Annotated in this window: 8 protein-coding genes; 5 read left to right on the forward strand and 3 right to left on the reverse strand. The window is 62.4% G+C overall.

Annotated elements, in window-relative coordinates; all coding sequences use genetic code 11:
* Positions 1 to 177: 177 nt before the first annotated feature.
* Positions 178 to 5,688: a dermonecrotic toxin domain-containing protein gene (locus tag H7995_RS25660; protein ID WP_425312254.1), complete on the forward strand. Its 5,511-nt coding sequence runs from the start codon at positions 178 to 180 to the stop codon at positions 5,686 to 5,688.
* Positions 5,689 to 5,730: 42 nt separating this feature from the next.
* Here H7995_RS25660 and metE read toward each other — a convergent pair whose 3' ends face one another.
* Positions 5,731 to 8,043: a 5-methyltetrahydropteroyltriglutamate--homocysteine S-methyltransferase gene (gene metE, locus H7995_RS25665; RefSeq protein ID WP_185819097.1), complete on the reverse strand. Its 2,313-nt coding sequence runs from the start codon at positions 8,041 to 8,043 to the stop codon at positions 5,731 to 5,733.
* A 108-nt stretch (positions 8,044 to 8,151) separates the two neighbouring features.
* Here metE and metR point away from each other — a divergent pair, with 108 nt between their 5' ends.
* Positions 8,152 to 9,069 carry a transcriptional regulator MetR gene (gene metR, locus H7995_RS25670; protein WP_166590046.1) on the forward strand — a complete coding sequence of 306 codons (918 nt, stop codon included), beginning with the start codon at positions 8,152 to 8,154 and terminating at the stop codon, positions 9,067 to 9,069.
* A 12-nt stretch (positions 9,070 to 9,081) separates the two neighbouring features.
* Here metR and H7995_RS25675 read toward each other — a convergent pair whose 3' ends face one another.
* A complete protein-coding gene (locus H7995_RS25675) occupies positions 9,082 to 9,720 on the reverse strand; it encodes a LysE family translocator (RefSeq protein ID WP_182342124.1) in 639 nt (212 codons plus the stop codon).
* Positions 9,721 to 9,744: 24 nt separating this feature from the next.
* Complete coding sequence (locus H7995_RS25680) at positions 9,745 to 10,179, reverse strand: NUDIX hydrolase (RefSeq protein WP_185819098.1); 435 nt, start codon at positions 10,177 to 10,179, stop codon at positions 9,745 to 9,747.
* Positions 10,180 to 10,321: 142 nt separating this feature from the next.
* On the opposite strand from H7995_RS25680, the gene H7995_RS25685 reads away from it, so the two are divergent.
* The 3 genes from H7995_RS25685 (at position 10,322) to H7995_RS25695 (ending at position 13,162) form a co-directional block, all read left to right on the forward strand.
* Positions 10,322 to 11,131 (forward strand): helix-turn-helix transcriptional regulator, encoded by an 810-nt coding sequence (locus H7995_RS25685; RefSeq protein ID WP_185819099.1) that lies wholly within the window; start codon positions 10,322 to 10,324, stop codon positions 11,129 to 11,131.
* Between the two features lie 74 nt (positions 11,132 to 11,205).
* Positions 11,206 to 12,822: an FMN-binding glutamate synthase family protein gene (locus H7995_RS25690; RefSeq protein ID WP_166590050.1), complete on the forward strand. Its 1,617-nt coding sequence runs from the start codon at positions 11,206 to 11,208 to the stop codon at positions 12,820 to 12,822.
* A 55-nt stretch (positions 12,823 to 12,877) separates the two neighbouring features.
* A complete protein-coding gene (locus tag H7995_RS25695; RefSeq protein WP_166590051.1) occupies positions 12,878 to 13,162 on the forward strand; it encodes a putative quinol monooxygenase in 285 nt (94 codons plus the stop codon).
* Positions 13,163 to 13,773 lie beyond the last annotated feature (611 nt).

The following is a 13,773-nucleotide window of genomic DNA, read 5'->3' on the forward strand; positions in this document are numbered from 1 at the left end:
TGAATCTCGCCGAGCGGTCGGCGCAGTAACTATGCAATACCGGTGGCAAAGGCATCTCACCTCCAATGGTGGCGACATTGATGGAAACAACCTTCAACACCCCAGAGCCAAGCCACCATGCCCCACACACTGATTGACCAAAACCCTGTCCCCGCTTCAGTCCTCCCCACCTCACGGGTGTTGACTGCGCCCCTGGATGAAAACCTGTTCCTGACGGCGGAGTCCCGTTGCCGCGACAGCCACGAGCAGATGCTCAGCCTCATGGATCGCACGCCCACCGTACGCGCGGCCATCAATCAATGGCTCAAGCGCACCTGGAACCTGGAGGGTGAGCAGGCCGGCCTGCTGTTTCACGCCACCGCAGAGCGCTCGACTCGCAGGTCCAGCCTGAGCGAGGCCTGTGCCTTCATGCTGCAGCATCCGCAACTGGACACCGCTCTGATCCCTGGCAGCCAACTGACCGGTATCCACCGCGATCACCCACTCTTTGCCACACCCAGTGCGCAACTGCTGGAGCAATTCAAGGCATTGGACCTCAAGGCAGAGCTGACCACGCTCTGGAACGACTACTGGAGCGCCCGTGCGCCCGGCACACCGCTGTCCAGGCGCGATCTGGCTGCCCGCCTGTACCGCTCGCACTTTGAAGCGGCGGGCCAGTTGGCGTTTGCTCAGGGAGCCCTGAGCACTGAGCAATTGGCTTGGTTTCTGGCAGCCCTCAATCCGCCGGACGCAGCACTCGAGGTTGCCGGCCAGCGCATCTGCACCGAACAACTGACCCTCACGCGCAGCGACACCCGCGTCGTCCCGCTACCCGGCGCCTTTGTGATCAGCCGCGAGGCCCAGCAACTGGCCACTCAACTGCTGTATTTGCCGCAGCAGCAGCCCGCGGTGAAGCGCTTCCGGCAGCGCTCGGAGATGGAAGACTGGCTGATCGAACATCAGCAGCAGGTGTTCGGCGTATCCGAAAGCGCTGCTGAAAACCGCATCACCTACAACCTGCAAGAAACAGCGTTGAATGCAGGGCTCGCGCAGTTGCTGGCGCACCGACTCACGGTGCAGATGCTCAGCGCCATCAAGGGCCGTGACGACGACATTGCCGAGTACGCAGCCTACGCCCTGGACACCGTCGAGCAACTGGAGCAAACGCATCGTACAGATCCGCTGTTCAGCGCACCGCCAGCGCTGGCGATCACGACTCAAGGGGACACTGCTAGCGATGAAGCCCCGCTATTTGGGCTGCTCAACCCCGATATTCCCATGAGCAGGCGCCGGCATTCGCTGGCCCAGCAATGCGCCGCCATCGAGCAGCGTTTTGCACAAGACCCCAATGATCCACAACTGCAAAAACTCAAGCAGGCACTCGACGCACTGAACGCCGCGCAGCAGGCCAGCCGTGACGCCGCTTCGGCGTTGCTGGACAGCCGTGATGCCTCGAACTTGCTCGAACTGCGCCACCCTTCCAACCCGCATTACACCGCCCTTTACCAGGCGCGCCTGCGCGGCCTGCGCGCCGAGGCCGAGATTCAATGGTGCCTGGGCCAGATCAGCCTTGCCGAGCATGACCTGATCACCGCCATCGTGGATGACCCGGATCGGCTGAGTCCTCATCCGCACGTCACGGTTGCCCGATTGACACTATCGAGTCGCGAGCAGACACCCCAAGACAGCCCCCCTCACACCCGGGAGCTGGAAGAGGTGCTGCTGATCACTCACCCCTCTGCCGAGGACGGCCTTTCACCCCCTGGCCAGTTGCTGTATTGGCCCGGGCACTTTGGCGGCTTGCAACGCTTCGCCTCTCGCCAAGCCCTGGAGCAGGAGCTGTTCAAACTTGGCTCGGGCGAGCGCGTATTTGCACTGCACGTGACCGCACTGAGTCGTGCCCCCTTCAAGTACGCGCTCGACAATCAGCTCCACGCCTGTGAGCAGCAGGTCATTGAACTGATCCAAAACAACCCCCTGCCCGCCCACGCCGCACAACGCAGACTTGCGCTGGAGAAACTGCGTGAGCAGATGCTTGCCACATTGACGGTGCCGGTATCGGCGGCTCGGGACCAGGCCTACGCCCGACACCTCGAGCAACATCGCAGCGATACCCTGACCCAGGCGCTGCCGCAGTGGCTCAAGGCACTTGCCGGCGATCAACGCGTGCAACTCAAGCGCCTGATCCAGGCCTACATCGCGGCCATGAAGCGCTCCCATGAAATACTCGAGCGCGACCTGCCACCGCGCGCGGACTTCAGCAACAAACACCTCGAAACGCGCCTGCGCAAGGACTTCAACCTCAAGCACGGGTTTGCGGTGGTGCTCGACCTGCCCGACTCAACCACCTGGCAGAAGCGCGTCATACAAGGTGCCGCGCCGGGTACCCCCCAGGAGAGTGTCCTGGTCGCCAGCCCCGGCCGCAGCCCGCTGTCGCTCGTCGAGCTGGCACAGCGCAACATTGATCAGCCCCTGTGGTGGCGGCTGTCGCTCATGCGCTGCGTGATCAGCGCGGATGACGAAACAGACCGCAAGGCACTGAGCACCGGCATCAATCCCCAGTATCTGCGCGCACTCGTGACCGAGCTCGACCTGGCCGCGAAGTACGAACAACTGATCCGCGAAACCTTCATTGGCTTGCCGCACGCAGCGGCCTTCAGTAACGAACATCGTCGAGAATGCCTGGTCGAACCCTGGCGCCTGATGCTCAAACTGCAGGGTGAGTTCGCCCAGCTGCAACGGCACATCGATGCCGGCGGCCGGCAAGTACTTGAGATCGCAATCGACGCGGCGTCTGCGCAGGCCTATGCCCCCGGCGGCAAAAGAATCGTACTGATACCGGCGCACTTGACCGTTGGCGGTGCGGACACGCCCTCTGAAGGCCCAAGCACCTTGTCGGGCGTCACCTTCATAGAGGAGCAGATCAGCGGCCTGACGCTCCTCTATTTGCCCGACAGCCCAGACGGCGAGTACCTGCGCCAGTTCCCGAGCCTGGAACAGGCCCGTCAACGCCTGTTCGACGTGTGCGTGCAGGAACCCATGGTCGAGTATCTGGCGGGGCGCGCGCTGACAGGCAACTTCGCCCACCATGTCAGCCGCATCAAGCAGGCACAGCTGAACAATTTCGACGCACTGATTGGCACGGGCCAGCCCTGGCCGGCCAGCACTTCACTGGCCGCCCATTTGCTCAATGTCCACATGGGGCGGTTGATAGAAGCCCATCGAGCAACGGCACGCAGCAACGATGCCTTGTACCTTGAACTCTGCGCTCTGAAGTCAGGCGCGATGTTCAATTACCTGAAAATGGCCGTGGGGATGGTGCCTTTCGTCGGTAGCGCCCTGGCGCTATACGATGCCTGGGACGCCGCCAACCTGGCGGTCGCGGCATTCCTGCGCGGGGATGTCGGCCAAGGCCTGGCTGAAGTGGAGTCAGTCCTGTTATCACTGATTGATGCCGCCATGGACATCTTTCCCGCCGCGGGTGTCGGCTCCAGCGCGGCCCCCAGGGCTCGCGCGCTGACGCGAATTCGCCAGCTCAAAGCCTTGGTTAAAGACCCCGCAGCGTTGCATACACCGTTGCAGCGTCCGGCCCGCCAGGCGGTGGAGCGTTTCCTCGGGTATGAGTACGAACAACCGATCAGCCTGGCCAGCCTGCAACCGGGTAGCGACGGTATGTACCGCAACGTCTACCGCCACGCAGACGGTAATTTCATCGTCCGCCAGGGGCGCATCTACCAGATCGAGTGGAGCACGGACTCCAGGAACTGGCGCCTGAGCGGGACGCGACGCAAAACCTATAAGCAACCCATCGGCCTCAATGAGGCAGGTCACTGGGACACTTACTACCATGCCCACGGCGTGACGTTCGAAGGTGGCGGGCTCGGTGGCGGTGCGGTGTTGGGGCGTCTGGCCGACGGGCTCGATCCGATCTGGCCAGAGGCAATTCGCGAACGATTGCCACGCTGGTGGACCGACCGGGTGTTTCGTCGACATCACACCTTGACCGCGGCCGCCGACGATCTGGCCCCGCAACTGGATGCCCAGGTCGCCCGGACCAACACCGCACTTGATCAGTACAACAGCAGCACCGCAGACAATCGTCCCGCACTCAGGCAGGTCGCCGAAGCCGCCTGCACAGTCGACATTGAAATGGCCACCCGGCACTACCAGACGCTGGTTGAGTTACTCCCCCTGACGCACGGCAACAAGCGCCGCACGCTCCTGGAGATACAGAGTAATGACGCCCTGATACTGGCTGATCGGTTCCAGCAGCGCCTGTACATTTCCAATCACAGAGCCGTTGACTTGCTCAATCGCACCGATGAACTCATTCGCCACCTGGACACCCTGCCGGACGAAGCGCTGACCGAACGCCTGCGTGCGCTCGAGACCATCAGAACAATACGCCTGGCCTTCATTGGCGAACTGGACACGATCGACGCTCAACTGCTGGACTTCCATCTATGGCTTGAGCGCGTGACCGTCAGCGCGCAGAAAAGCCAACTGATTCCAACCGCCAGGATGCTGACCGAGCGCTTGAGTGCCGCCAACAGGCTCTACCTGAAAACGGGGCACCTGCTGGAAGTGATCAATCGCTTCGACTCCGCCAGCGAAGTCTCCTGGCTGTATCTGCAGACCCGGGCAAACCCTCTGCGCACCCGGGTCGATCGCGCCCTGTTCAGCCAATTCAGCCTGCCGGAAACCAGCGCCACCAAGGCGCAGCGCAATCAGATACTGCAGGACTGCATCGATGCCTATGCCCAATTCCGACGCGAAATGAACGTCTGGACCGCCAGCTATCCCCAGCACTTTCACCTGGAGGCCGTGCCGCCGCTGATCGAGGGCCTCGAAAAAATGGCCGAGCGTGCCCGCAAAGCCATCGCTCAACCGACATCCGCCGCCATCCCGGGGCAGCGGCAAAAAAAGGTGTTCACCACAGAAGACAATCAGTTGCTGATCGGCACCGAGCGCTGGGAGCCGACCACCCAAACGCGGCAATACGTCCTCACGGGCAAGGGCGGATACACCGAAGTATGGGAACAAGGCAGCCATGAGCGGTTTCGCCTGCTCAACCCGCCGCCGCAAACGTCCCGCATCGCTCAACACAATCTGGACGCCTTGATCAGCGATGCCCGGCAGCGGCTGGAATCGCAAGCGAGCTACCAGGCCAAAGTCCAGGCCTATGCAGCGCAAGACATGCTACCGGTGGACCTGGAGCACATGATGCTCAGCGAAGCCAACGAACTGCTCCTGCGTGCGCGGCATATCGAGCAAGTGGCACCAGACAACACGATCTTAAGCCGTCTGCGGGACAAGGCCGCGGCGCTAACCGCCCAGGGCAGGCAACTGCGCACCCAACAGACCTTGCGCAGCAAAAACCCGACCGATGGCATGCTCGATGACCTGGCCCGCCAAAACGCGGTGGATATCCGTAAAACCAGCCCGATGAAAAACCTGGGCAAACGCAAGGATGGTCGAATCGACTACCTGCAGGAATACGAAATCCACGACCTGGCGCAAACTCCGTCCCAGGTGCTGTGGTATGCCCACTTCCACTACACCAAGGCCACCCCTGATTTGCGGGCATTCGAGAAAGCCCACCTGAAATTACCCGAGCACCGGTTTGCCACCCATGCCGACGCACCCAACCTTCCCTACTCCGATATCGCTAAACACTCAGTCGCGCTGATTCATTTCGAGAACCTTTGACCGACAAGAGAGCGGGTTCGCCCGCTCTCTTCCTGCCATGCATCAAGCCAACTGACTGCGCAACTGGCGCGCTGCTGCCACCATGTTGACCAACGCGGCTTCCGTCTCGGGCCAGGCCCGGGTCTTGAGGCCGCAGTCCGGATTGACCCACAGCCGCTCGGCCGGGATGCGCTGCACCGCCTTGGTCAGCAACTTGACCATCTCCTGGGTGTCCGGCACTCGTGGCGAGTGGATGTCGTACACCCCAGGGCCGATATCGTTCGGGTAGTCGAAGGCCTTGAAGGCTTCCAGCAACTGCATGTCCGAACGCGAGGTTTCGATGGTGATCACGTCGGCGTCCATCGCCGCAATCGACTTGATCACGTCATTGAACTCGCTGTAGCACATGTGGGTGTGAATCTGGGTTTCATCGCGCACCCCAGACGCGCTCAAGCGAAATGCCTGCACCGCCCAATCCAGGTATTCCTGCCACTGCGCCTGGCGCAACGGCAGGCCCTCGCGGAACGCCGCTTCATCGATCTGGATGACCTTGATCCCGGCCCGTTCGAGGTCCAGCACTTCATCGCGCAGGGCCAGCGCCAACTGCTGCGCCTGGACTTTGCGCGACACATCTTCCCGGGGGAACGACCACATCAGCATGGTCACGGGACCGGTGAGCATGCCTTTCATGACCTTGTCGGTCAGGCTTTGGGCATAGGTGATCCAGTCCACGGTCATGGCTTTCGGACGACTGAGGTCGCCGTAGATAATCGCCGGTTTCACACAGCGCGAACCGTAGCTCTGCACCCAGCCAAAGCGGCTGAACAGATAGCCGTCCAACTGCTCGGCAAAGTACTCGACCATGTCGTTGCGCTCAGCCTCACCGTGCACCAGCACATCCAACCCGAGGCGTTCCTGGATCTGCACGGCGTGGCGGATTTCGCTGTGCATGGCATCGGTGTAATCGTTGGCCGACAACTTGCCCTGCTTGAACGCCTGGCGAGCGAGGCGAATAGCCCCGGTCTGGGGGAACGAGCCGATGGTGGTGGTCGGGAAGACCGGTAGCTGCAAGCGTGCCCGTTGCTGCTCGATGCGCTGGGCAAAGCCCGACTGGCGCTGGCTGTCACTGTCGCCGATGGCCTCGACCCGCGCCTGCACCTGGGCCTTGTGAATGCGTGGCGACTGGGCGCGGCTGGCCTGGACGGCACGGCTTTGCGCCAATGCCGCTTGCACCTTGGGCGACTGCGGGTCGTTCAGGGCATCGCGCAACACGGCAATCTCGCCGCACTTCTGCACGGCAAAGGCCAGCCAGCTTTTCAGTTCCGGATCGAGCTGGTCCTCGCGTTCCAGGTCCACCGGGCTGTGCAGCAATGAACACGAACTGCTGACCCACAGGTTGTCGCCAAAGCGCTCCTGGGCCACTTGCAGTTGCGCCAGTACCGGTTCCAGTTCACAACGCCAGACGTTGCGACCGTTGACCAGGCCCACCGAGAGAATCTTGTAGGTCGGCAGCCGATCGAGCACGTGCAGCAGTTGGTCGGGCGCACGCACCGCGTCAATGTGCAGGCCCTGGACCGGCAGGCCGACCGCCAGCCCGAGGTTGTCCTGCAGGCCGCTGAAGTAGGTGGCCAGCAGTTTTTTCAGCGGCGAATACTGCAGGATGTGATAGGCGCGTTCGAAGGCGCTCTTCCAGGGCTGTGGCAGGTCGAGGGTCAGGATCGGCTCATCGATCTGTACCCACTCCACGCCTTGGGCAGCGAGGCGGCCGAGGATTTCGTTGTACACCGGCAGCAGGCGTTCCAGCAGGTCGAGCTTGTCGAAGTCATTGCCTTTGGTCTTGCCCAGCCACAGGTAGGTCAGTGGGCCGATGATCACCGGCTTGACGGTGTGACCAAGGGCGCGGGCTTCGTCGACTTCATCGAACAGTTGTTCCCAGCTCAGCGTGAACTGTTGGTCGACGCTGAATTCCGGGACCAGGTAGTGGTAGTTGGTGTCGAACCACTTGGTCAATTCCTGGGCATAGGGCGCCTGGGCATGCTCACCGCCGCAGCAGGTGGCGGTGGCACCCCGGGCCATGGCGAACAGGCTGTCGAGGGTCGGTTGACCCTGGTCATCACGGGTGCTGTCGAAGCGTTGGGGAATCACCCCGAAGGTCAGCGAATGGCTCAGGACCTGGTCGTACCAGGCGAAGTCGCCCACCGGCAACAGGTCGATGCCGGCCTCTTTCTGCAACTGCCAGTGCCGGGCGCGCAGGTCGCGGCCGACCGCTTGCAGGGCCGCTTGATCAAGGTCGCCCTTCCAATAGGCTTCGAGGGCTTTTTTCAGTTCGCGATCAGCGCCGATGCGGGGAAAACCGAGGGTGTGGGCCAAGGCCATGGCGTTTAACTCCTGAATAAATGATGGGCCTATTGTCGACAGCCTGGCCATCATGAGACAAACTCAACCTTTTCGTGTTCATCACAAAATTTATTCATGGAGGCCACGGTGCTCGAAATCCGTCACCTGAAGACCCTGCACGCCCTGCGTGAAGCCGATAGCCTGGTCGAAGCCGCCGAACGCCTGCACCTGACCCAGTCGGCCCTGTCCCACCAGTTCAAGGAGCTGGAAGAGCGCATGGGCATGCCGTTGTTCGTGCGCAAGACCAAGCCGGTGCGCTTCACCAGCGCCGGCCTGCGCCTGCTGCAACTGGCCGACGCCACCCTGCCGCTGTTGCGCGGGGCCGAGCGCGACATCGCCCGGTTGGCCGGTGGCACCGCCGGCCGCCTGCACATGGCGATCGAATGCCACAGCTGCTTCCAATGGCTGATGCCGACCATCGACCAGTTCCGCGATGCCTGGCCGGAAGTCGAACTGGACCTGGCCTCGGGCTTTTCCTTCGCCCCGCTGCCGGCCCTGGCCCGTGGCGACCTCGACCTGGTGGTGACCTCCGACCCGCTGGAACTGGCCGGGATCACCTACGTGCCGCTGTTCACCTACGAAGCCATGCTCGCCGTGGCCAACCAGCATCGCCTGGCGAGCAAGCCCTACATCGTGCCCGAGGACCTGCTCAGCGAAACCCTGATCACCTACCCAGTGGAACGGGATCGGCTGGACATCTTCACCCGCTTCCTGGAGCCGGCCGACATCGAGCCGGCTCAGGTCCGGACTTCGGAGCTGACGGTGATGATGATGCAATTGGTGGCCAGCGGACGTGGCGTGTGCGGCATGCCCCACTGGGCCCTGCATGAGTACAGCTCACGGGGTTATGTGAAGGCCAAGCGGCTGGGAGAAAAGGGCCTGTTCGCCACGCTGTACGCCGGCATCCGCGCCGACATGCTGGATGCGCCGTACATGCGCGACTTCCTGCTGACGGCCAAGGACACCTCGTTTTCCACCCTGGATGGGGTCAGTGTGGTGCGCTAGACGCTTGGCGCGTTACACCATCCGCTTGGGTTCAGACAGCAGGCGTACCGCCAGGGCCGCCAGGACGAAACCCATGAAATAGCGCTGCACTGCCAGCCAGGTCGGGTTGTTGACGAACCAGCTGGCGATGCCCGCGGCGAACAGCGCGATCAGCAGGTTGACGGTAAAGCTGACGCTGATCTGGGTCAGGCCCAGGGCAATACTCTGGAAGAAAATCGAGCCGTGCTCAGGGGTGATGAACTGCGGAAATACCGAGAGGTAGAACACCGCGATCTTCGGGTTCAGGGCACTGGTGAGAAAGCCCATCAGCATCAGTTTGCGTGAAGAGTCCGGCGCCAGTTGCTGCGCCTCGAACGGCGAGCGGGCGCCGGGCTTGATCGCTTGCCAGGCCATCCACAACAAGTACAAGGCCCCCGCCCACTTCAGCACCTCATAGGCCATCGGCACCGCCAGGAACACCGCCGTCAAGCCGGCCGCCGCCGCGAACAGGTGCACAAAAAAACCCGCCACCACACCCACCAGCGAGATCACCCCGGCCTTGCGCCCCTGGCAGATCGAACGGGAAATCAGGTAGATCATGTTCGGCCCCGGTGTCAGCACCAGGAGCAAGGACGCCGCGGCGAAAATCAGCAGGTCTTGGAGGGTAATCATCAGGCAGTCCTTGTCAGTGATGGGTCAGGCCGGAGCCTTCAGTGAATGGCGATAAAACGGCAGGATCAGGTCCCGTGTCAATGGCGCCAGCGACACATCCGGCTCCACCTGCGGATCGATCCACAGCACTTCTTCGATTTCCGCCGCCGGGCAAACGTCCTGGCGGATCTGCAGCAGGAAGATTTCAGCCGCGACCACAAAGCCCGGCTCATTCGCCGCCGGCGCGCAGAACGGTCCCAGGTAACGGGCCTGAGCCGTGTCGATGCGCAACCCCAACTCCTCTTCCAGCTCGCGGGCCAGGGCCTGCACCGGCTGCTCATGGGCTTCGATCTTGCCGCCCGGCTGCATGAACGCAGTGGTGCCACGCTTGCGGACCAGCAAGGTGCGGCCATCGGGGCCAATCAACAGTGCAGCGGCGATGCGGATAACAGGGGGCTCAACACAAACGGAATCGGTCATGGACACTCAGCGGCCTTGGCACAAAGAGCCCAAGGATCCCACGGGCGCCAGGGGTGCGTCACGCCCCCACCGATTGCCCCTGCCGCCTGTCTGGGCCAGTATGTTCGGCAACTTCAGGCTGTGAGCCGACCGGGAACGCTGAATGAATCACTCGCTGCAGGATATCGCCTGGCACCGCTCCATCGGGCAGTTGATCGATGCCCTCGACAAACCCAATTTCTGGACCCAACTGGTGCGCCTGCTGGACCAGTACCTGAGCTTCGACAGTTGGGTGGTGGTGCTGTACGACGGGGAACAGCGGCCCCAGGTGTTCGGCGAATGCCCGAGTGCGGACGGTAGCCCCGACCCACTGTTCCAGGACTACCTGATGGGCCTGTTCCTGCTGGACCCGTTCTACATCGCCAGCCGCGAGCAGGCGCGTACCGGCCTCTATCGCCTGTCCGAAGTGGCGCCCGAGCACTTCGAACTGACCGAGTACTACCAGCGCTACTTTCGCCTGAACGTGGTGGCCGATGAAATCCAGTTCAATTGCCAGCTCGAGGGCGAGCGCACCCTGTGCCTGTCGCTGGGCAGCCAGCAACGTTTCAGCAGCGAGCAGATCGCCCTGCTGTCGCTGATCCAGCCGTGGGTCCTGAGTTTGCTGCGCCAACGCCTGCCCTATGAGAGCGAGGTGCCCGCCAGGCCTGAGCCGCCGGCTCAGCACACTGACTGGCGCGTGCGCCTGGAAGCGTCGCTGCAACAGATCAAAGGCGCGCAATTGACCGCCCGCGAGCTGGATGTCGGGCGCTGGATGCTCAGCGGTTGCTCCAGCAAGGAAATCGCCCGTAAGCTGGAAATCTCTGCCGAAACCGTGAAAGTCCATAAGAAACACATCTACAGCAAGCTGGGGATCAAATCCCAGTCCGAGCTGTTTTCGATATTTCTGCAGGCACAAGGAAATCCCGAGCTGTAGCAGCTGTCGAGCAGCGCGACAGCTGCTACAGAAAACTGTGCCGAACTTGATGAGTCCGAACCCAAGGAACCCGTATGAGCCTGTCACTCCTGAGCCGCTACGCCTTCTTTGCCCTGTGTGTCATCTTCACCCTCGCCAGCCTGCCATTCCTACAGTATGAGTGGGTCTGGCCGCTGACCATCGTCACCGGCCTGCTGAGCCTGCTGGGTATCTTCGACCTGCTGCAAAGTCCCCATGCGGTGCGCCGCAACTACCCGATCCTGGGCAATATCCGTTACCTGGTGGAAGGCATCCGCCCGGAAATCCGCCAGTACCTGCTGGAATCCGACAGCGACGCCCTGCCCTTTTCCCGGGCCCAACGCTCACTGGTCTATTCGCGCGCCAAGAATGAAAGCGCCGACAAACCCTTCGGCACCCTGATCGATGTCTACCAGTCAGGGTTCGAATTCATCGGCCACTCGATGCGCCCAGCCCCGGTGACCGACCCCAGCAGTTTCCGGGTGATCGTTGGCGGCCCGCAGTGCAGCCAGCCGTACTCGGCCTCGGTGTTCAACATCTCGGCCATGAGCTTCGGCTCCCTCAGCGCCAACGCCATCCGCGCCCTGAACCAGGGCGCGAAACTGGGCAACTTCGCCCACGACACGGGCGAAGGCAGCATCAGCCCCTATCACCGTGAACACGGCGGCGACCTGACCTGGGAACTGGGCAGCGGCTACTTCGGCTGCCGCACGGCCGATGGCCGCTTCGACCCGGAGCGCTTCGCCACCCAGGCCCAAAACCCGCAAGTGCGGATGATCGAAATCAAGATGAGCCAGGGCGCGAAGCCGGGCCATGGCGGGATTCTGCCCAAGCACAAGGTGACCCGGGAAATTGCCGACACCCGTGGCGTGCCCATGGGCGAAGACTGCGTCTCGCCGTCGCGCCACAGTGCGTTTTCCACGCCGATTGAAATGATGCACTTCATCCAGCAATTGCGTGAGCTGTCGGGCGGTAAACCGGTGGGCTTCAAGTTCTGCCTGGGCCACCCCTGGGAATTCATGGGCATTGCCAAGGCGATGCTGGAAACCGGCATCCTCCCGGACTTCATCGTGGTCGACGGCAAGGAAGGCGGCACCGGTGCCGCGCCCGTGGAGTTCACCGACCACATTGGCGTACCGATGCGCGAGGGCCTGCTGTTCGTGCACAACACCCTGGTGGGCCTGAACCTGCGGGACAAGATCAAGCTGGGCGCCAGCGGCAAGATCGTCAGCGCCTTCGACATCGCCAGCGTACTGGCCATCGGTGCCGACTGGGCCAATTCGGCCCGCGGCTTCATGTTCGCCATCGGCTGTATCCAGTCGCAGTCGTGCCACACCAACAAATGCCCGACCGGCGTCGCCACCCAGGACAGCTTGCGCCAGCGCGCCCTGGTGGTGCCGGACAAGGCCCAGCGGGTGTTCAACTTCCACCGCAGCACCCTCAAGGCCCTGGCGGAAATGCTCGCCGCCGCCGGCCTCGAACACCCCTCCCAGTTGTCAGCCAAACACCTGGTACGGCGCATGTCGGCCACCGAGATCAAGCTGTTCTCCCAGCTGCACGTGTTCCTCAAGCCCGGTGAACTGCTGACCGGTGAAGTGAACGGCGAGTTCTATTCACGGATGTGGCAAATGGCTCGGGCCGACAGCTTCGAAGCCAATGACGTGGCGGCCTGACATTACCCCCTGCCCGTCGGCACGGACGACGGGCCTACCCCCCAAGGAAGAACCCATGCTCAAAGTGATTGCCCAGGATTTCATCCAGCCCGAACACATCGACACCGTGCGCCCGTGGTACGCCGAACTGGTGGAGAAAACCCGCCTGGAACCCGACTGCATCGCCTACGACCTGTTCGTCGACCAACACGACCCGGGGCATTTTGTCTTCGTCGAACAATGGCCGAACCAGGCTGCGCTGGACGCCCATTGCCAATCCGAACACTTCCGCCGGCTGGTGCCGCAGATCAACCAGTACCAGGCCCGGGAGTGCGAGGTACTGCTGATGGACGCGTTCTGACCCCCCTCACGGCGCGCATCCACTCGCCAACGTAACCAAAAAGGCTTGCCCCAAGCGTACGGCCTGGTTTTTCTGGGTGGAGTATTTCTGTGGGATGCCTTTATGGGAGCGAGCTTGCTCGCGATAGCGCCAGCACATTCAACATCAATGGCGCCTGATCCACCGCCATCGCGAGCAAGCCTTGCGCCTAAAGGTTTGATGGGTATATGCCAGATCTGTGCGTACCCAGAGCCACTGCGGGAGCGGGCTTGCCCGCGATGGGCATAGGTATCTACACAACTGTGGTGCGACGTTGCACCTGTGGAGAGTGAACCTGGCTGGGTCGACCAGGATGTTGGATTAGTCCGAGTACATATCCATTCTTGCGGTAACGGCCACCTATGGTTCCGCTCTTACAGCGGCTCACTTTTGAGAGCGCAAAAGTAAGCAAAACGCTCTTACCCCACCACTCGGCACCTCGCTTGGACTCGGTGTTCCCTCACTCCGGCTTGAATCCGTGGGCCGCCGCCACGCGCCATCCATGGCGCGGGGCGGCTAACCCGGCGTCCTGCCGGGTTGCCCACGGCTTCAAGCCTGCGTTCGGCCAGCGTGGTTAACGGGGCGCCCAGGAT

Origin of the sequence: Pseudomonas kielensis (assembly GCF_014236655.1) — a bacterium.
Taxonomy (GTDB): domain Bacteria; phylum Pseudomonadota; class Gammaproteobacteria; order Pseudomonadales; family Pseudomonadaceae; genus Aquipseudomonas; species Aquipseudomonas kielensis.